The organism is Streptomyces sp. NPDC001093, assembly GCF_040298985.1.
Lineage (GTDB): Bacteria > Actinomycetota > Actinomycetes > Streptomycetales > Streptomycetaceae > Streptomyces.
Window position 1 is genome coordinate 1 of sequence record NZ_JBEPBF010000164.1, and the last position, 19615, is coordinate 19615.

General features: G+C 69.0%; 15 protein-coding genes and 3 pseudogenes. 5 read left to right on the top strand and 13 right to left on the bottom strand.

Annotation, left to right across the window (positions count from 1 at the left end; translation table 11 throughout):
* Nucleotides 1-109: 109 nt before the first annotated feature.
* Nucleotides 110-1303 (top strand): 3-hydroxyacyl-CoA dehydrogenase NAD-binding domain-containing protein, encoded by a 1194-nt coding sequence (locus tag ABT288_RS44375; protein WP_351621049.1) that lies wholly within the window; start codon nt 110-112, stop codon nt 1301-1303.
* Nucleotides 1304-1478: 175 nt separating this feature from the next.
* Here the strand turns inward: ABT288_RS44375 and ABT288_RS44380 are convergent, their stop codons facing one another.
* The 9 genes and pseudogenes from ABT288_RS44380 to ABT288_RS44420 form a co-directional block, all read right to left on the bottom strand.
* Nucleotides 1479-2471 (bottom strand): helix-turn-helix domain-containing protein, encoded by a 993-nt coding sequence (locus ABT288_RS44380; RefSeq protein WP_351621051.1) that lies wholly within the window; start codon nt 2469-2471, stop codon nt 1479-1481.
* A 386-nt stretch (nt 2472-2857) separates the two neighbouring features.
* Nucleotides 2858-7036 carry a S8 family serine peptidase gene (locus ABT288_RS44385; RefSeq protein ID WP_351621053.1) on the bottom strand — a complete coding sequence of 1393 codons (4179 nt, stop codon included), beginning with the start codon at nt 7034-7036 and terminating at the stop codon, nt 2858-2860.
* Nucleotides 7037-7786: 750 nt separating this feature from the next.
* A pseudogene (locus ABT288_RS44390) lies at nt 7787-8094 on the bottom strand (alpha-hydroxy-acid oxidizing protein); the annotation flags it as partial.
* A gap of 600 nt (nt 8095-8694) precedes the next feature.
* Nucleotides 8695-8949: a hypothetical protein gene (locus ABT288_RS44395; RefSeq protein WP_351621055.1), complete on the bottom strand. Its 255-nt coding sequence runs from the start codon at nt 8947-8949 to the stop codon at nt 8695-8697.
* A gap of 474 nt (nt 8950-9423) precedes the next feature.
* A complete protein-coding gene (locus ABT288_RS44400; RefSeq protein ID WP_351621058.1) occupies nt 9424-9756 on the bottom strand; it encodes a hypothetical protein in 333 nt (110 codons plus the stop codon).
* A 117-nt stretch (nt 9757-9873) separates the two neighbouring features.
* Nucleotides 9874-10704, bottom strand: coding sequence for a polyphosphate polymerase domain-containing protein (locus ABT288_RS44405; protein WP_351621061.1), 831 nt, complete (start codon nt 10702-10704; stop codon nt 9874-9876).
* Nucleotides 10701-11333: a DUF4956 domain-containing protein gene (locus ABT288_RS44410; RefSeq protein WP_351621063.1), complete on the bottom strand. Its 633-nt coding sequence runs from the start codon at nt 11331-11333 to the stop codon at nt 10701-10703. Before ABT288_RS44410 ends, ABT288_RS44405 begins: the two co-directional genes overlap by 4 nt.
* Nucleotides 11334-12580: 1247 nt before the next feature.
* A complete protein-coding gene (locus ABT288_RS44415) occupies nt 12581-12916 on the bottom strand; it encodes a dihydropteroate synthase (RefSeq protein ID WP_450863736.1) in 336 nt (111 codons plus the stop codon).
* Between the two features lie 20 nt (nt 12917-12936).
* The gene (locus tag ABT288_RS44420; RefSeq protein WP_351621066.1) at nt 12937-13491 is read right to left on the bottom strand and encodes a lytic transglycosylase domain-containing protein; all 555 of its coding nucleotides are present in this window, start codon (nt 13489-13491) and stop codon (nt 12937-12939) included.
* A gap of 836 nt (nt 13492-14327) precedes the next feature.
* On the opposite strand from ABT288_RS44420, the gene ABT288_RS44425 reads away from it, so the two are divergent.
* From ABT288_RS44425 to pspAB, 3 genes are all read left to right on the top strand, one after another.
* Nucleotides 14328-14741 (top strand): mechanosensitive ion channel domain-containing protein, encoded by a 414-nt coding sequence (locus ABT288_RS44425; protein ID WP_351621069.1) that lies wholly within the window; start codon nt 14328-14330, stop codon nt 14739-14741.
* Nucleotides 14742-14959: 218 nt separating this feature from the next.
* A complete protein-coding gene (htpX, locus tag ABT288_RS44430) occupies nt 14960-15874 on the top strand; it encodes a zinc metalloprotease HtpX (RefSeq protein ID WP_071379011.1) in 915 nt (304 codons plus the stop codon).
* A gap of 36 nt (nt 15875-15910) precedes the next feature.
* Nucleotides 15911-16480 (top strand): PspA-associated protein PspAB, encoded by a 570-nt coding sequence (pspAB, locus tag ABT288_RS44435; protein ID WP_351621073.1) that lies wholly within the window; start codon nt 15911-15913, stop codon nt 16478-16480.
* A gap of 100 nt (nt 16481-16580) precedes the next feature.
* Here pspAB and ABT288_RS44440 read toward each other — a convergent pair whose 3' ends face one another.
* The 3 genes and pseudogenes from ABT288_RS44440 to ABT288_RS44450 all read right to left on the bottom strand — a co-directional run bounded on the left by ABT288_RS44440 (nt 16581) and on the right by ABT288_RS44450 (nt 17792).
* Nucleotides 16581-16850 carry an AMP-binding protein gene (locus ABT288_RS44440; protein ID WP_351621076.1) on the bottom strand — a complete coding sequence of 90 codons (270 nt, stop codon included), beginning with the start codon at nt 16848-16850 and terminating at the stop codon, nt 16581-16583.
* A gap of 115 nt (nt 16851-16965) precedes the next feature.
* Nucleotides 16966-17283: pseudogene (locus ABT288_RS44445) on the bottom strand (AMP-binding protein); the annotation flags it as partial.
* A gap of 200 nt (nt 17284-17483) precedes the next feature.
* Nucleotides 17484-17792: a DUF3759 domain-containing protein gene (locus ABT288_RS44450; RefSeq protein ID WP_071379009.1), complete on the bottom strand. Its 309-nt coding sequence runs from the start codon at nt 17790-17792 to the stop codon at nt 17484-17486.
* A 206-nt stretch (nt 17793-17998) separates the two neighbouring features.
* Between ABT288_RS44450 and ABT288_RS44455 the strand changes: the two genes are divergently transcribed.
* Entirely contained in the window at nt 17999-18640 is a 642-nt protein-coding gene (locus ABT288_RS44455) for a hypothetical protein (protein WP_351621080.1), read from the top strand.
* 26 nt (nt 18641-18666) lie between these two features.
* Here ABT288_RS44455 and ABT288_RS44460 read toward each other — a convergent pair.
* Nucleotides 18667-19526 (bottom strand): annotated as a pseudogene (locus ABT288_RS44460) (IS630 family transposase); the annotation flags it as partial.
* Nucleotides 19527-19615: the final 89 nt, after the last annotated feature.

Below are 19615 nucleotides of genomic sequence, written 5' to 3' on the forward strand. Positions count from 1 at the left end.
AGCAGCTCGGTAGCTCGCTGGGCTCATAACCCAGAGGTCGCAGGTTCAAATCCTGTCCCCGCTACTGCAGTCGATGGGCCCGGTACCAAGGGATTCCGGGCGTGGGGGTGTGGGGACAGAAGTGGGGGGGGGGGGGGCGGCCGCGCCGGGGCCCCCCACCACCGGAAAGCGCGAGAGGGGCAGGCGCGGAACTCGGAAAATTCGCCATGCGCATTTTGCCTGCGATTTCTCGGCAACAGAGATCAAGCACGCCCTCCGTCAGCATGGCAGGCCCGCGGCAGCCCTCAAACACTTCATGCAATGTCGCGGTGCGACGCTCACCACCCGTAAGGAATCGCACACCATGAACACTGCGAACGCGGAATCGTTCCGTAACGTCACCATCGTCGGCGCCGGCGTCATCGGCATGTCGTGGGCAGCCCTGTGCCTCGCCCACGGCTGTGAGGTCACCATCAGCGACCCGGCTCCCACGACGGAGAGCCAGGTCCGCGCAGGTCTGGCAGACATCGCCCCCACGCTGGAAGAGCTGGGCATGAGGACGGACGACCTGACTGCCCGGCTGCGTTTCGAGGCCGATCTGGCCGCCGCGGTGGCCCGCGCCGACGTGGTGCAGGAAAACGGCCCGGAGCGCTTGGAGATCAAGCACCGGATGTGGGCCACCATCGAGGAGAACGCTCCTGCGCATGCGCTCTTCGCCACCTCGACCTCGGGTCTTCCGGCCGGCGAGATCGCCACGGTCCTCAAGCAGCCCGAGCGCCTGATCGTCGGCCACCCCTTCAACCCGCCGCACCTGGTGCCTCTTGTCGAGATCGTTCCGGGCAGGCTCACCTCGGAGGAGACCGTTGAGCAGGCGCGCGCCTTCTACAGCGCCCTGGGCAAGAAGCCCCAGGTCCTGCACAAGGAAGTTCCGGGTTTCGTCGCGAACCGCCTGCAGGCCGCCTTCTTCCGCGAGTGCGTCCATCTGGTGGCCGAGGGAGTGGTGACCGAGCAGGAACTCGACGAACTCGTCACTTCTTCGATCGGCCCGCGTTGGGCGGTTGCCGGACCCTTCCAGAGTTTCCATCTCGGCGGCGGTTCCGGCGGATTTGCTCACTTCCTCTCGCATTTCGCTCCTGCGATGGAGCAGAGCTGGAAGTTCCTGGGAAGCCCGACCTTCGACGAGGCCACCGTCAAACTCCTGAGCGAGCAGGCCGAGGCCTACCTCGGCGACCGACCCATCGAGGAACTCGCAACTCAGCGGGACCAGGCGCAGATCGCCCTCATGCGTGCGCTGGGTGAGCTTCCGCCCGCTCCCACCCGGTGAGGAGCGATGACCTGCACCGTAACGGGTGGAATCACCTGATGGTGAGCCGAGTTGGTCCGCACATGGTCCGGATCTTGGATCGTGTCCCTGCCGCCCGGCTACACACAGAACGCCTCGCCGACCGACGTCAACTGGCTCTCCGAGACTCCCGAGTCAGTGACCATCCGGCGTAAAGTCACAGCCAGCCGCGCTGGGCGGCGGTCAGCCCGGCCTGGAACCGGGTGTTCACCCCGAGTTGACTCATCAGGCGGTGGATACGGCGTTGGGTGGTGCGTTCGCTCCAGCCCTGGGCCCGGGCGATCGCGGCGTCGGTGAGCCCTGCCGCGAGCAGCGACACCAGTGACCGGGTCTCCTGGTCGGGTTCGCCGGTGCCGCTCTCAAGGCCCCCGTCGGCGGCTGTGCGGTTCGTCAGGGGCAGGGGAACCGCCCGCTCCCACTCCACCTCGAAGAGCGCCTCCAGGGCCACCAGCATCGGTGAGCTCTTCACGAGATACGCCGCCAACTGACCGCCCGGCGCCGAACTGATGGGGATGATCGCGACCCGGCTGTCGCAGATCACGAGTTTGAGCGGCAGCTCGGTACGGACACGCGCCTGTTCGCCGGCTCGGACACTGGGCAGGATGTCGTCTGCGAGGCGGCCCGGCCAGGCGACGGCGGCGCGGTCGTAGATCACCCGGTGGGCGACGCCCCGGCGCTGCCGCTTGATCTGCTCGTCGAGGTTGCTGCCAGGCCGGTCGACGTAGGGGGGCCTGTCGAAAGCCCGTATCTCGCGCTGTGCCTGGGTGGTCATGCACTGCACCGCGGTACTGACGTCGGCGCGTTCGGTGAGGAGTTCCACCGCGAGGTCCGGGCTGCTGATCCGGGATGCCTCCCGGTGTGCCTCCATCAGCCGGTGCACCTGCGACCGAGCCTCATCGAGCTGCTTCTCACGGCGGCGGATCAGCGCGGTGACAGCGATGTCGGGGGCCACCGCGGTGAACCGGGGCGGTCGGCCGGTGGCCCGCGTCGCCAGGCCCCCCTTGACCAGATCGGCCAGCTGTCGTGTGGTGGAGGGAACGGACAGTTCACAGGCGCCGGCGAGCTCCGAAGCCGTGGCGTGGGGCGTATGGACCAGCACGGCGTAGACGCGCTCAGTCTCCTCTGCCAGTCCCAGTACGTTGAATGTCATGCCCTTTTCCGCCTTCATGTCCCCTGCCCGCCAGCCGGCGGATGTCGGCCACCTATGTCTTTGCGCCACAGCTGTCCCGTCGACATTTTCCATGTCATAAAGGAGGCCCTGGCCCGGGGGCCTGCGGGCAGCGCCACCCTCGTATCGGGCGAAGCCGCCGCGGGCGGCCACCGCGCAGCCGTCGGCCCTGGGCCGCGGCCGAGCAGGAATGGAAAGGGTGAGCCATTGCCCGCCCTCGCGTCGGTGAGGTGCCGGCCCCTGTGGACGAGACTGGGATCGCGTTCGACCGCCACCGCTCAAGATCGAAAAGGCAACAGCTTTGAAGACCGTGTGTCCGCGGGCGGTGTGGCGCCCGCGGACCCAGGTCGTCGAGCAAGCGGATCGGATCAGTAGGAGAACTGCTGGATCTGGCTTCCGTCGCCTGCGTACGTCCAGCCGGTCCGGGTTGCCGGGTCGAGTTGCATGACGCGCTCGCGATGGTTTTCGAGCCGGCCGTTCCAGGAGCCGTACAGGGGGTACGCGACGCCGGTCACCGTACCCACCGTGTTGCCTGTCCTCAGGTCGACGACGGCGATACGTCCGGTGGCGTTGTTGTCGGTGAAACCGTACTGCTGGAAGCCGCCCATGGGTTTCAGGTCCGGGAACCGGAAGGCGAGCAACGCCAGCTGGTGCTCCCCGTCGACGGCGAGCGCGAGGGGCGTCTGAGCCATTCCGACGTTCACCGGGTCACTGCCGCCGAGCTGCCCGAGGTATCCGGTGCCGGCGAAGTTGACGCTGTAGGAGTGGTACCACGTTTCGTAGAGGTTGCCCTTCTGGTCGGCCGCCAGGTCCCCGGCGCAAGGGATACCGCCTTGGCTCTGGGTGACCGATCCGGTGTCCAGGTTGACCGCTGCCACCGTGCCGGAGCCGATCGATGCCACGCAGTTGATGGTGGTGCCGGTCTTCTGCGCGGAAAAGAGGCCGGTCGACTCGTCCACGTCCAGCAGGCCGTACGACGTTCTCCCGTCCGGAGCGGGGTCGAGCTGGAGCGGGGTGCCCATTGCGCCGGTTGCCGTGTCCACGGGCAGGACGAAGCCCGCCCGGTCACTCGAACGGTGGGAGAGCACCGCTGCGCGGTGGCGTTTGGCGTCCACCCGCCCGCCCGTCACGACGTACTGGTCATCGACCCGGACGGGGCTGCCGACCGCGTCGCCGGTGCTCGTGTCGTACGTCTCGAGCCACTGCTCGCCGGTGGTCGTCTGCTTGTGCAGGACCAACGCGTGGTGGGCGGAGTCGACGCCGAACACCTCGTAGATGGAGCCGTACGCGGGGTCGCTCGTCAGCTTGCGGCCATAGGATCCGGTGGCGGCGTCGTAGTCGTACACCGAGCCTTCACCGGTGGGGCTTTCGACCGCCGCGACGGACGTGCCGTCGGGGACGATGGCGAAGTCGGTCAGGTTCGTGCCGTCGGGGGCTGCTCCGTCGTCGTAGGCCAGCAGAGACGTTGGCGAAGCCTGCCCGACTGTCTTGCCGTGCTGGTCGACGGCGAACACCCGCAGGTCGTAGGCGATCGAAGAGGGCAGCTTGAGCGCGAGGGCGTCGAGGTCCGCCGTGCCTCGCGTGCCCGTGAACGAGCGGTCGAGCGTGGCCGGGCTGTCCACCCCGTTGTGGTCGCGGGTGGTGCCGTTCTGGTTGCTGACCATGTTGTAGGAGTTGTACATGTTCGGTCCGGGTGCGGAGAACTCCAGCAGCGTGCCAGTGGCACCCTTGACCCGCGACACGTCGTAGTGCACCGAGAATCGCGGCGCAGCCCGGGTCACCTCCAGCAGGTGACCGAACTCCTCGGATCCCTTCGCAGCCAGGGTCGGCGCCGCCGGGCGTTGCGACGGGTCACCGCCGTCGACCCGGACGGAGGCGAACTCGCCGTACACCGGGCCGCGCTTGGCGCCGCCTGCTGGGTTCTGGACGACACCGATGCCGTAGATGCCGCCGCCGGCGGAGAAGGCGTCGGCCGGGACGGTGACGGTGCCGCGAAGTCCCGTCAGCGGGGCGGTGTAGGAGGCGGAGAAGATGGGGGCCAACGCGGGGTTCCAGCGGCCGACTTGCGACACGACCAGCTGGGGCGAGCTGACGTTCCGCACGCCGGTCAGGTCGTAGCGCACCTGTACGGAGCGTCCCGCCTCGACCACGGGCTGGACCACCGGGGCGAGTGCTTCGGCGTAGCCGCCGTCGGTGGGGCCGAAGCTCAGCTGGTGGGTGGTGGAGGCCAGCACCTCGTTGCCGTGGCGCACCTCGAAGGTGAGCGGGACCTGACGGTCCGTCGCGGAGACGACCGGAAGTCCGGCGGCGGCCAGCATCTGCGTGGGGGTGAGCCTGATCGCCGGCACAGCGGAGGTGAACTCATGGTTCTTGATGCGCAGTGCGTAGCTCACGCCGTCCCGGTCGCTCAGGCCGGTGACGTCGGCGCCTATGGTCACCGGTCCCACCAGGCCCTCACCGGTGGCGCCGGCGCCCGTGCCCGGTCCGGCCAGGTCGATGTACCCGGGGTCGGTGACCTCCAGGTAGGAGCCACCGAGCCCGCCGATGGTCTGGCGATGCGCCACGGAGAGCCGGACGATCCGGGGCGTACCCGCACCGGCCCGGCTGCCGTGCGCCTCGGCCAGGACCGCCTGCACCGCGGCTGTGACGTCGAGCTGGGGACCGACGTGCAGCGGCCGGTCGATCTGCGGCGGAGTGGGCACTGCCCGGCCGGTGCGCTCCAGCAGCGCACGTACGTCCTGGGGCGACGGGTGCTGCCCGGTCAGCCGGGAGGCCTGCAGCACGACCGCCGCGGCGGCCGCGATCTCGGGTGCGGATGCCGAAGTGCCTCCGCTGAGGACCTCCGTCACCGACTGCGCGGTCTGGCCTCGGTGTTCGAAGGCGGGGATGCCGTCACTGGGCGCCGAGACGTCGACCCGGGTGCCGAATCCCGAGGAGAAGATCCCGGAGCCGTTGAGCCTGGTGGTCGCCCAGGTCCCGTTGCCCGACGCGGCTGCGCCGTTCTGCGGGGGCACGGCCAGTGTGTCGTCGGTCGTGGTGCCGCCCGCGGCGATCGCGCCGGAGTCCAGGACCTTGCTGGGCGTGGTTGACAGCTGGTCGTCGTCGATCCTGGTGGTGTCGGCGGCCTCGCGCGTCACGTCGGTCGCGGTGCTGCCGCCGTCGGGGCCGACGGCCGCGTTGGTGAACAACCGTGTCCCGTCGTTCGACGAGACCACCATGGTGATGCCGTACTGCTGCACGATCGACGCGATCACGGACTGCTGGACCGGGTCGTCCTCCAGGTAGCGTCCGGCGAACCCGAAAGCGTCGGTGCCGTAGCCCAGGCTGGCGGTGATCACATCGGGCCGCGGCTGCTGCCGGGCAGCAGCCAGCAGAGCCACCGCGATCTGACTGAACGTCGGCTGCTGCGGGACGACGAGCCGGTAGTCGGCCCCCGGGGCGATGCCCAGCAGGTCCGAGTTCCCGCCGCCCTGCATGCCCGGACGCTGCAGGTCGTGCGGAAGCGGCGCCATCACGGAGAAGTCCAGCAGCACCTCACCCAGCGCGGAGTCCTGCCCCCGGGTCGAGCCGGTCGGGTCGAGTGCGCCGGTCGCGTCCGCGGTGTAGGTGGGGATCAAGGGCATCGTCGGGATGTCCAGGTACCGCTGGCCGTTCTGGACGACGGTCGTCGGCCCCGCGGGGCCCAGGTTCGGCGTCGACGCGTCTGTGAGGTCGCCCACCGAGACGTTGGTGATGGTCTCGCCGGCGCCGGGCAGTTGCTGGAACTGCTGCTTCAGCAGGCTGTAGGCGCCTGTCGCGTCGACGCCGCCGGCGTTGAGGAAGCTCTGCAGCGAGGTGCCGAGAGCCGCGTTGCCGGGAACGCCGTCGGTGCCGGTCGCACCGCTGTCCTGCCCCCTCGCCGACGAGTCGGCCTTCCCTGCGGTGGCGCCCACTGAGGAGGGCAGCGGCACGGCGCCGGTGTTCATGGGGGAGACGGTCCGGTCGGGCTCGGCGTAGACGACCCCGGGTGCGGCGGCCAGCGCATGGGCGGCAGCAGAGGCGTCGCCGCCGGCCAGCTGGACGACCTGGACCTTGGACAGGTCGATCGCAGCGGATCCCAGCTTCGCCCTGGCGGCTGAGTGCAGCTGCCGGGCCTGGGCGGCGGTAAGACCCGGCACCAGCGGCCGCATGGAGACGGCGTGAGACCGGTGGAGTGCGGAGTTGACCGCGGTGTCCGAGGTCAACGGGGTACGGACCTGCAAACTGCGGTTCTTGCCCAGCGACTTGCCGGTCACGTGGGTGGCCGAGCCGAGCACCACAAGGACCTGGTGCGGGCCGTTCTTCGCCGACTGCGCGGGCATGGGCTGCTGGAACGAGCGCCACGGACCGAGCGCCGAGGACCCGGGTATGCCGGGCAACGCGCCTCCCGAAGCCGTACCTTTCACACCGGAATCGACCGCAGAGGTCTTCGCTCCGGTGGCCGACGCGTACTGCTCGGGTGCGGCGAGCAGTACGGCCGCACTGGCTATGGCGAGGCCGCGAGCGAACGCTCGTCTCCGCCGTTTCATGGGCACTCCACTTCTTACAAGCGAACTCGGGGAAAGCAAAGACAAGGCGCTGCCCCCGAACAGCGCCCACGCTGCGGGGAATCTTTCAACCGGGAAAGGCCGCCACAAGATGAGCAGGGTGGCGTACTTCTGCCAACCGGCAGGAAGTCGCCACCGAAACGGCGAAGCTCCACGGCATTTACCGGCTTTGAGTCGGTGTTGTCGACATGGTGTCGGTAGCTGATGGCAGCCAGGGCGTTTCACTGCGCGCAGCCGGTGGTTGGGGTGCGCCGGCCCTCTTTTGTGTCACGACGCACCGTCCGGCGGATACACGCCCTGATCGTGCCCGCCGACGTTCGGCAGCCGCAGCCCGCCGCGCTCTCGGCGGGCTACTCCGGTTGCCTACGACATCATCACGTTTTCCCATGCCGCAGAGCCGACCAGTCTGCGGGTGCTAGGGGGCTCAGCACACGCCATAAGGGGCGGCCGTCCATGGCTGGCCGTGACAAGCTGTCAGCGCATCCGAACGGAACCTGCGTGCTTGCTTCATGGCGTCGGTCAGTGAAGAGGCCGACCTGAGCGGGGTGCCGCATCATCCTCCTCTGCCGTGCCACGTGAAGCGGGGGCGAACAGCCGGTCTGCCCCCGGAGAGCCGGCTCCGCCCGGGCGACGGTGGAGTCGGAGATGACCGCGACGACACGGGTCGAGCTCGAGTTTTCCGAGGGTCCGCCTTTCGAGCCAGGCGTCACCGGAAGTACGGATCGTCTCGCATCAGCGGATGCGGCGGAGGGCGTCGGGCGCACGGTCGGCCAGAACGGGGTAACCGTCGAAGGCCACGACGAGGTCGGCTTCGGCAAGCAGGGAGCGCAGGACGTGCACGATGCCGTCCGTCCCGTCGAGGGCCAGGCCGTAGGCGTAGGGTCGGCCGACGCATGCGGCTGCGGCACCGAGGGCGAGGGCCTGGATGATGTCTGCTCCCGTGCGGACGCCGGAGTCGAACACGATGGGCAGGCCGTCGGCGCCTCGACCACGGCAGGTAGGGCGTCGAGGGCGGGCAGGCCGCCCTTGGCCTGGCGGCCGCAGGCCAGTTCGGCGGCACGCTCGGCTAGCCGGATGCGACTGGGCCCCGGCCATTGTCGGTCGGGGCCTCGCTCCTGAGCACGGCGCGGGCGACCCCACCGGTTGTCGGTCCCCTGACACGGCAGCATGATGGGGACGAAGGCAGCAGCCACAGGCCTTGGCGGCATTCGTCTCCGGTGTCTGTCCGGAACTCCGACTCGCATGGCCACGAGGTCAGTGCAGCAGTGCGGTGCTTGCCGGAACGAGTGAATTGGGGTCACTGCCCAGGCACAACGCCTGCATGCTGCCCGCTCAGGTGCGCATCCTCGGTGGTGGGTGAGTCTCCGCGTGCGACCGTTGACTGTCGGTGGCCCCGATCACCTGGCACCTCGCCGGCCTGCGGCGCCGACCTCGGGCCGCCACCGGCTGAGACGACGACCCTCGTGACGGTCGGCGCCGACCAGTGCTGTGAACATCTGCCCACGGGCCCCTCACCAGCAGGCTGACCAACCGCTCGCCTCCTCACCACCTCGTCGCCGGACAACAGACAGAACACTGCGACTACGCCCACGGTCCCGTTCATCGGCTCGAGCGCGCACGAACACTGACGGGCACCCAGGTCAGGCGGTGGTCGTGGCGCGGGGGAAGAAGACGCGAACGGGCAGCAGCAGCCCGACGAGCGACAGAACGCTGAACACCACTTGGTGGACATGGTCCTTGCCCGGCGGCAGCCCTCCCGCCAAGTGGGCGATCCAGAAGGCCGGGTAGTACCACTGTGCGTACCACGCCCACCGTTCCCCGCAGCGGGACGGTACGAGGGTGATCAATACACCGAACAGGCCCATGCCGATCGCGGCCGCACCGTCGGCCCGCATGAGTTGCTCGTCGCCGGCTCCCGGTGCGACCGCGGCGACGACACCGAAGATCAGGATGCCGATACCGACGATGAGTAGGCAGGTCCAGCTGCCTTCAGGCGCGCGCTGTTGTGCTGCATGCGCGATTCGTATCCGCTTCCGGCGAAGGAGACGCAGAGCCTCTGCCGTGACCGAGGGTGCCGAGGCCGGACGAGGCGATTGGGGCGGAGTGCTGCAGGCTTCCGGGTGCGGAGGAGGGGGCCCAGCCGGTTGTCGGCGTGGGCTGAAAGAGGTCTCGGTGGCCGAGTCTGCCTTGAGCCACGATGCCCGTATCGTCAGCCGTCAACTCGCCCCTCGGACACAGAGAGAGTTGCCCCACGACGCCCTGTTCTTGGGCAGGGGGTATTGGCACCCGCTTTCGGCTCCCGGCCGGGGCGGGTGTTCGTCGTTTCGGTTCGGCTTCTCTGCCTTCGCCGGATTGTCGCTGGGCTTTGGTCAGCTGATGGTGATCTCTTCTGCCTGGGGTGTGTTCGCGGCCAGGGTCCTGGCCGCTGGGTCGTAGGTCAGGATGATCTCCTCGCTGCGGAGGTGGGCGATCGCCTGGGCGGGTGTGGGTTGCACCGCGTCACGGCTGACGGACGCCGACCCGGGAGGATCCAGACGGCTGGTGAGACGGAGGCGCAGGGCCGGCAGATGTGGCAGAACGTGGTCTTCGCGGACGTAGGTGTTGGGGATGCGGCCGGGGTCGGGGCGGGTGGTGCTGGTGTGACCGTGGCGGCAGCGGTAGCCGGCCGCCGGGGCCCGCCATGCCACACCGGGCGCGCCCACGAGCGAAGATCCGCGCGACAGGGCCCCGGTGTCCGGCCGGGAGGACGCACATCGCTTCCCGGCCGCAGGGCTGTCCCGGCGGCGGGCCCGTCATGCCACCGGGCCTTCACCGGCCGTTCAACGCTCCGGCTCCAGGGCCACCTCACCGAAAGCACGGCGGGAGGCGCGGCGCCACCGGCTGGCGGGGAGCGCGGGTCGCAGTGCGGCGTAGGCGCTGCAGTACTTGGTGAAGACGGCGGGGCGTATCCCGTGGGCGTGCAACAGGCGGTCCGCCTCGGTGAGATGCCCAGTGGTCTTGGTCTCGACGAGAACGAGGTCGTCCGTGCACCGCACGGTGCGCCCAGTGCGCACGTCGTCGCAGACCAGTGCCGCGTCGCAGGTGATGCGCTCGCCGTCGGCCACGAAGGTGGCGCGAATGTAGTCGGTGCACAAGGACGGTTCGAGGACTGCCGGGGCGCCGATGCCGTACGCGGTGCGCAGGGTGTCGGCGAGGAACCCCCGGCAGTCGGGGTCGAGCGGGGTGGCCGCTCCGGTCAACGGACGGCGGCGTTTGACGGTGTCGCCGCGCGGCCCCTTGAGCTTGATCTCGAACTGCCGCTCACCCGTGTCTGTGTAGACCCGTTCCCGGATCTTGAAGCGGAGCCGGCGGCCCTGCCGGTGGTCGTGGAAGGAGCGGAGCTCGGGGGTGTCGTAGTAGACGGAGTGGTAGCGGAAGGCACGTCGGCCGTCTATGGCGAGGGCGCGGAAGGGGCCGCCGGGCCGGTGCGGGTCGGTGAGCCGGCCGACGATGCGCAGGAAGGTGTTCGCGGGCACCAGGTAGCTGTGGTCGAAACGCGCGAGGAGAGCCGCCCGTTCGTTGAGTTCGTCGAGCGAGATCGGGCCGGCGCCGTGGGCGGCGTCGCCGATGGCGCGGACCGCAGCGGCGGAGCGGACCGTTGCGGTGGTCATGCGCTTTCCCAGGTGGGTGTGGTCCGGTGGGCGGGTCCGGCGGCGGGCACGGGGCCCCGGTCGGCCGGGGTCGCTGTGCTCTCGCGGTAGCGGACGTCGACGACGGTGAGGTCCCGGACGAAGTCGACTTCCATGACCGTCCAGTGGAGGGGCTCACCTAGGCGCCGTGCGAGGTCGGTGCGGAGCGCGGCCGGGTCCTCGTGGACGGTGTCGAGAGTGACGACGGCGCGCCGGGTGTCGGCGAGGAGGCGGGGGCTGTCGGCCGCCCAGACGATGAGGAGCAGGGTGGCGCACAGCCCGCCGGTGAGCGCGAACGGCAGCCTCGGCAGTCCGCAGAGCAGGCCGAGGACAAGGGTGGTGAAGTAGTAGGCGACTTCTTCGTGCTGCACGGCGTCGGAGCGGAGTCGCACGATCGAGAGCACGCCGAAGAGGCCGAAGCCCAGGGCCGCCCCGCCGCTGCGCACCTCGGCGAGGGCGGTGACGACGGTGAAGAGGCCGGTGTTCAGGGCGAGATAGGCCGGCACGAGGTCGCGCCGACGGTGGCGCGGATAGTAGATGGCGAAGGTCAGCACGCCGACGGCGGCGAGGTCGAGCCCGAGGTGGGCAGCGAGATGCCGTAACAACTCCATGACTGCACTCCCTGTAAGTACCGAGGCCGGAAGGCCCCGAAAGACCGGAACGAGAGACAGACGGTAGGTGAACACATGGCGAACATGTATTCGCTTGTGGAGAAACGATGCGCCTCCTTGATGGCCTTCGGCACCAATTGACCGGAGGCGCACATCTCCTGTCGCGTTCGCCTCTCTTGCCGACCGCCTTCGACTGGAGTTGGCCCGGGAGGGATTGGAGCGTCTCCGGATCGCGCGGGAGACGGTCGCCGAAGTGCTGGTGGAGTTGGTGCCAGAGAAGCGCGGGCGCGATCGATCCCCACCGGCCAACCGTGGCTGAGCCGGTGGCGTCGGCGTATGCAGGGGCCGAGCGACAGGTCATCGGAGTGCTGACCGTGCCGAACTGGCAGTCCGGGATGGGGCCGGAGATCCTGCCGAGGGTGTATCAGGACATCGTGGAGGTGGTGGCGGAGGCGCCGGGGCCGGTCCGCGCCAAGCGGATCGTGCCGAGGATCGGGCTGCAGGTCGAGACCGGGAAGATCGAGGCCACGCGGGCGAAGTTGAAGCGGCTGGTGGAGCGGGGGCTGGCTGGACGAGGATGTCCCGGGGCCTGTTCACTTTGGCCCCCGTCGGGGCGGTGCTTCGCCCAACTCCCGTCAACAGTAGGGCACTTCCGCGCCTACATTCGAAGGCGCGACCCAAACGATGCTGGACGGGAAGAGCCTTGAAGATGACACCGTACGACACTGATGCCGCCGCTGACCCCTTTGCCGCTCCCTCAGCGCCTTCGAGATGCTGACCACCTCGCTGTCAGACAGCGATGCGGGCACCTGGACCCACACTGAACTGGAGGAATACCTGGACGGCCGGGCGGGAACTGCTTCGCCTGCTGCTGCAGGGCCGCCTCGAGCTGCGCGCGGTGCGAGAGGAGGAACAGGTTCGTTCCGGTGGCGGCCCGGTCGTGGTGGGGCCGGAAGGCCGTGTGCGGCCCTGGCGGGAGACCGGACACGCGCGCTGGCCGGCCACCGTGTTCGGGATGGTCCGGGTCACCCGGGTCGCGCCCACCGAGGCCGGGGCGCGGGCAACGTCCATCCCGCCGACGCCGTGCTGTCCCTGCCGGCGGGCCGGGGCTACGACGAGCAGACCGCCTTCCCCGACACCGCTTGACTGATCAACCGCATCGGATGTCTGTCTCCGCACGGGCGGCACTGTTCGCCGTTCCGCTCCCGACTGAGGTGGTCCATACACCTCGCCCACGCCGCTCTCGCTCACAGGTCCGAGCCGGGCTCCGGTGTCCTGGCCTTCCTGATCGCGGCCTCGACGCGGACCGCGTCCGCCGTGGCCCGTACCTCGTGCACCCGGACGGCCCAGGCTCCCTGAGCGGCGGCGATCGCGGATGCGGCGGCGGTCGCCGCGTCCCGGGCGCGTGGCGGTCGGGGATCGCCGGTCGACGGGTCCGCCGGCAGCGTGCCCAGGAATCGCTTGCGGGAGGCCGCGACCAGGAGCGGACGGCACAGCCGTCGCCAGGCGTCGAGCCCGGCCAGCAGAACCCGGTCGTCCGCCCGGGTTCTCGTGACGATGCCCAGTCCGGGGCCGTTGATCATCTGACTCGGAGCAGGGGGCTTCAGTCGCCCGGCGGGTTGGGCGACGCGCTGATCTGCTTGGCGTAGGTCTGGGTGTACTTCGGGATCAGTGTCTCGATCCGGTTGACGTAGTTCTGTGTCTCGGGGATCTGTGGGATGCCCTGGGCCTTGAGTACCGCGTTGGGGCCGGCGTTGTACGCGGCGAGTGCGAGCTGGGTGGGGTCGCCGGGGACGCCCTTGACCTCCTTGAACAGGTGGCACATGTAGGCGCCCTGGGCCGGAATGGCGTCTTGTGGGTTCCACACGTCGGCCCGGCCGTCGCCGGTGTAGTCCTTGCCCCACTCCGCCCAGGTCGAGGGTTGGAACTGCGCGATGCCCTGGGCTTTGCCGGAGTCCGCCTTCGGATTCCAGTGGCTCTCCGCGTCGAGTTGCGCGGCCAGCATCGGAACGCTCAGCTCCGGGCAGGTCTTGGTGGCTGACTGAACGGTCGCCAGATACTGACCGGGAATGGTGGGCAGTGCGGGCGGTCGGGTCAGCCACCAGACGGCACCGAGGACAGCGGCGATGACGAGTACGGCTGCGAGGGCCAGACCCACCAGACACCCTCGGCGGCCGGAGCGCCTGGTTTCTGTCTCCGCCGGAGAAAATCGGTACGTCGTGGCGGGCGACGACACCCCCCAGTCGAGATGTGCGGGCTGCTGACCTTGCCGCCACACCTCGCCGCTGTCGGTCGCTCCGGTTTGCTGCTCTTGCACGTGCCCAGTCCGTCCGGTCGGTCGTCGGATGCTCTGTCGATGACGGGTAGGACGCATAGGGCGTCACGTTAGTTGCAAGATCACGCAAATGAGCAGGTGCGTGGGGGGATTGCCACACGAGGGAACCCGCCTCGGCCGCCCGCCGCGATACCTGCACCAGCGCCGCAGATTTGAGGGCTCCTGCCCGGACGGCCCTCAAGACGGAGACCTTTAGCGGACGCTGTCCGGATCACCTGTGTGACGTGAGGCTGCGCAGAGGTGCTTCATCGGCTTGCCGGGCCAGGCGCCGCCCGGCCGGACAGCAGCAGCGAGGCACACGCGCTGCAGGACAGCACCCGTTCCCGGCCCTGGCAACGCCCGCGGATGCGGTGAGGAGGCCGTGGCCGAACGGCAGCCGCACTCCGGGCGATCGGGAGGAGCTGATGCGGAAACCTTCGAAGATGAGCACGACACGCGCCGGGGGATAAGCGCCCCATTCTTCCTGAGCGTCGGCCTCTGCCTGCTTGCCGGGTCGCCGGGTGTCGAGCCTGGGCACCCAGGCCGAGGGCCGCGTCGTCCTCAGAGTGCCGAGCGCCCTGGCGGATACTCGGCCCCTGCGCCGTAGACCCGGGCCGCCTCGCACACCACGTCTGTATGCAGACCACCGACGAGTGGACGCCGGAGCACGAAGGCGTCTGGTGAAGCTTCTGACCGGGCGGATCAGCGACAGCCGGTCGGCCGCGCTGCGGGTCATCTGCCTGCTTTGCGGCTATGCCCTGGTCATCCTCGGCGCCCTCAGCCTGATCCGAGTGCCGTGGGAAAAGCTCCTGCTGGGCGGCGCGCTGACCGGAGTGATCCTCGGGATCGCCGCGCAGCCGGTCCTCGGCAATATCTGCGCTGGTCTGGTACTGCTCGTCTCGCACCCTTTCGCGATCGGTGAGCGGATCAGCATTCAGTCCGGACCCCTCGGAGGCCGGATCGAGGGCGAGGTGACGGACATGACCCTGTTGTTCGTCCAACTCCATACGGAGGACGGTCAGGTGTTGCTGCCCAACAACGCTGTGCTCGGCGCGGCCATCGGCCCACCCGCTCGCGAGGCTGTCGCGCAGTGACAGCTGACGGGAGGCCGTAGTCGGCCGACCGCTTTCGGTGGGTTCTCTCCGATCGCGCTCCGGCGGCTATACAGGAAAGGGCACCCCTGCTGCCGCAGCTGCCCTCCAGCACATCCGAGATCCTCACGTCGGCCACGCCGCATGGGAACTTCCGGGGCTTGTCGAACGTCACCACGGTGGGACCCAGCGGGGGTCCGAACAGAAGTGGAGCATGGGCGATGAGCGGGACGAGATTCGCGCCGGACCGGGGCCTGACCAGCCGCATGGTGGCCACGATGTTCATGATCGGCTTGCTCTACGTGGTCTTTGTCGGGGCGCTGTTCGTGCTGCTACGCGGTGCCTGGCCGCTGGTGGCCGTCATCGCGGGTGGCATTTTCATCGCGCAGTTCTGGTTCAGCGACAAGATCGCCACGTTCAGCATGGGCGCTCGTGAGGTCACCGAGCAGGAGTACCCGGAACTGCACGGCGCGGTCGATCGTCTCTGTGCCCTGGCCGACATGCCCAAGCCCCGGGTCGCCGTCGCCGACAGCGACGTCCCGAACGCATTCGCGACCGGCCGCAATGCGAACAATGCTGTGATCTGTGCCACCACCGGCCTGCTGCGCCGTCTGGAGCCGGAGGAGCTGGAGGGCGTGCTCGCGCACGAGCTCTCGCACGTTGCACACAAGGACGTCGCCGTGATGACGATCGCCGGGTTCCTCGGCGTGATGGCCGGCTTCCTTACACGGATGGGCCTTCAGTTTGGTCTGTGGGGCGGGTTCGGTGACCGCCGCGACGACCGTGACGACGAGGGCCTGGCCCTGCTGGTGGTCATCGCGGTCAGCGCCGTCGTCTACGCGGTCAGCTTCCTGCTGACACGCCTGCTGTCGCGCTACCGCGAGCTGTCCGCCGACCGCTCGGCGGCGCTGCTCACCGGCCGCCCCTCCGCGCTGGCCTCGGCGCTCACCAAGGTCACCGGCGCGATGGGCGCGATCCCGACGCGCGACCTGCGCCAGGCCGAGCCGTTCAACGCCTTCTACTTCGCCCCGGCTTTCTCCGCGCGGCAGAGCGCGGGCAACCTGCTCTCCACCCACCCGACGCTGGAGCAGCGACTCGACCAGCTCGGCCGCATCTCCGCCGAGCTGGGCCGCTGACGCCCGACGCCCTGACCAGGAAGGAACAGCTCCGCCATGGGCTTTCTCGGCACGCTGCTCGGCCGCACCAAGCCCGTCAGACCCGACCTCGACCAGCTCTTCGGCCTGCCCTCCGCCGCGATCACCCTCCAGGCTGCAGCCGGCTTCACTCCGACCGGCCTCGGCTCGGTGTGCTTCGCTGCCGCAGAGGGCGGCGCCTTCGCCCAGGTCCAGCAGGACGTTCAGGCGCTGCTCAACGCCGACCAGGGCACCCCGGTCGAGATCAGCCGCGACAGCTACGGCTACACCTGGCTGCTCTCCCGACAGTCGCCGGACGACATCGTCTCCCTTGTCAACGACCTGCACGCGGTGAACACCGCCCTGCAGGACAACGGCTTCGGCCCGCAACTGCTGTGCTCTCTGGTCGCTTTCGCCAACCCGGAGGGCCGCAGGCTCGCGCTCGTGTACTTGTACAAGCGGGGAACCTTCTACCCCTTCTCGCCACTGCCAGGTGAAAAACGCGACAACGCGATGGAGCTCCAGGTGAAGACGGTGATCGGCAACGACCTGCGCGTCGAACAGGATCTCGGCCGCTGGTTCCCGCTCTGGAGTGCGCCCGGGCTGTGACATCCCGCGCCCAGGGCCGCGTGGGTCTGGCGCGGTGGAAACGGCTGGCGCTCCGCGCCTGATGCGCTGGTCAAGACCGGCCTGGTGGCCGAGGAGGCTGTTATGGCTGTGCCTCGCGCGGGTCCAGGGAGTCAGCGAGCTCGGCCCCCAGCCGTGCCGAGTCCGTCGGGCCGGCGATGACGGTGGCGCCAGCGGCCCAGGTGGGCCAGATCTCCTCGATGGAGAAGTCGAAGGAGATGGCCATGTCCTGGTAGACGCGGTCGCCGGGCCGCATGTCGTAGACCGGGCCGACGACCCGCAGGAAGTTGCGGATGCTGGACCGGGCGATCTTCGCCCCCTTGGGCCTGCCGTTCGAGCCCGAGGTGTACATGATGTACGCCAGCGGGCCCGCACCTCTCGGCGTCTTCAGGCGGCCGTGTGGACGGCAGCAGCGTCCACTCCTCGACGCATCCGTCGATCTCGATGACCGGGCACGGTGCGCCGGATGCCAGGGCGGAGGTGGTGAGCAGGGCATCGACGCCGGCATCTCGGAGGATGAAGTCCACCCGGTCGACGGGCGTCGCCGGGTCGACCGGTACGAACGCCGCGCCCGCTTTGCACACGCCGAGCAGGCTCGCGTACATCTCGACCGGCCTCGGCAAGAGCAGCGCCACACTGCTGTCCGAGCCGAGGCCGAGACCACGCAGCCGGTGGGCGATCTGGTTGGCCCGGGCGTCCAGTTCGGCATAGGTCAGCCCGCTGCTCTCCGCAATCGAGGGCGACGGCGTGCGGGGTCCGGTTGCAGGAGTCCTCGAAGAAGCGATTCAGGTTGCCTACTGCCGGGCAGGTGCCGTCCCGGTCCGGGGCGACGGCGACGCGTTGGTGTCAAAGGTCGTGTGGTGTCCCCTGGAATGCAGTTCCGAAGCATGCCAGTGGCGCCAGGTTCCGCTGTGCCTCACAACATGGGGAGGTTGACGGTGGCCCCCTCCGGTGAGGGAGAACCGGAGGGGGCGAGCCGATGCGGTCAGGCGGTGGCGAACTCCGGGGCGATGCGCGCCGCTGCGGCCGCCGCGTGGCGCTTGACCTGCTGTTCGTCAAGGTGGTCCAGGCCGAGGTCGGTCATGAGCCGTTCGGCCTGCTGGCGCGCCAGTGCCTCCAGGGTGTTGGTCAGGCTCTGGTTGTCGATCGGCTGCCCGGACTCCTTCAGCTTCCGGGTAGCCTCCCAGGCAGCCGCGTGGCCGGCCTGCTCCTCGGTGACGTTGCGGTCCAGGCCGGTGCCGCCGTAGATGACGGTGTGGGCGTCCTTGTACTGCCTGATGCTGTGCTGAGACACGGTTTCTCCTCGTCTAGGGCCCGACCGGTCTCTTGCCTGCCGGACGGGCACCACACCAGAAAAACTCGGCGCGGCCGACCCCCGCCCGGCAAACACCCCCGAACGGGTGGCCTCTAGTGCTCTGACCACATACGTTCACCGGCTTGAGCGACCGTGAGGTCGTGGGGGCCAGGCTCGTGGCTGGGGCGTCCGCTTGTGCTCAGCTCGTGCAGCCGCCTTCCAACAGCAGCGATCCGTTGATCTTGGCGTTCCCAGCCGAGCTTGCAGGCGATGCCGAGGCAGTTCTGGCGGTCATGCCTGCTTCCCGCTTCCGGCCGCTTGAGCCGTTTTCGGTCGTTGTGGAGGGTCAGCATGTGTCCATTCCTGGCCGTCTCTACAAAGACGAGCCGCCGGCAGAAGCGGTAGCGTCGCTCTCGTCGCGTCAACGTCAACTTCTGCACTGCTTGTACTCAAGGCACTGCGACGGGATGGTCAGGCAGCGCCACCTGGCGGAGGTCGTTGGCTCCACGGACCCGTGGGTCGTCCCGTTCGTCGTGCAGTTGGTCGGCGAGTACGTCTTGGAGATCCTGGTCGTCATCCGCGATGAGCTTCGTAGTCTCGCCGCACCGGGCACCCGAAGCCACCTCGCTTACGGGCAGTTCATCATTGATAACCCGGCCTTCTTCGCGCGCACTCAGCGACGGGTCGTGAGCTACTGGAGCTGCTACTACCGTTCCGCCTATTCGACTTTCCGCGGCTACCCGGGATGCAGTCTTCTTGATCTTCTAAGGTCCGCAGCCTCGGACAGAGCAGGGCACCCCCGGCCCAACCTCACCCCTGCCGGAACCAGGCTGGACGGCTACTGCTAGAGCTGGCCGGGCAAGTTCGAGATCGGTCAGGCTGCGGCAGCGAGAGGGCGTCCGCCCCATCGGATGCCCTTCTCGCTGCGGATCCGGGCGCGCTCACGACGTTGAGCTGCGAGGACGTCGGGGTGTCGGGCGTTCTTGTTGCGCCAGCCGAGGTAGGCGTGCAGCGCCCGGGTCTGGACCGTGTGGTTGCGGTGATTGGAGTTGGCGACCGTGACCTGCCGCAACGGGCCGAAGTGGGCCTCGATCGGGTTCGCCCAGGATGCGTAGGTCGGCGTAAAGCACAGCTCGACCCGGTGTTTCTTCGCCCAGCGACAGATCTTCTCGCCCTTATGAGCGGACAGGTCGTCCAGGATCACGTAGATCGGGGCACCGTCAGGGCGGGCGGCCCGGATCGACTTCAGCGCGGCCAACGACTTCGCAGCGCCCTTCTTGCAGCGGTTGACGCCCCAGAGGGTGTCGTCGCCGACCGAGTAGCACCCGTGGAAGTACCGGACACCATGGGTGCGGTGGTACGTGGCCGGGTGCCGCTCGGGGTGGCCGGCAGCAGCCCAGCCCGCCCCTCCAGTGGGACGGATACCGAGCGGGCCGAACTCGTCGAAGGCAAAGACCCGGTCCGGGAAACGGTCCAGGACCTCCTCGATCCGGTCCAACTTCACATCACGGTCCGGATCTGGGGACTCCTTCCAGGTCTTGGTGCGCTGGAAGGTGACGCCGCGGCGGGCGAGCAAGCGGCGTAACGTATCGCGGCCGATGCGGATGACCCGGCATGCACTTTGCGCAGGTAGGCGAGCAGCTTGCGGATCGACCAGCGGGTTAAGGGCTGCCCGAGCTTGGTCGGGCGGATGGTGGCCGTCGCGACGACGAAGTCCTCGTCGTCAGGGCTGAGCAGACACCCCATGACATTTGAGGTCAAGCGGCCTGGAGGTGGGCGTGGTGCGACCAGGCGGTCGCCTCGTCGTAGAGGGTGCGGGACTT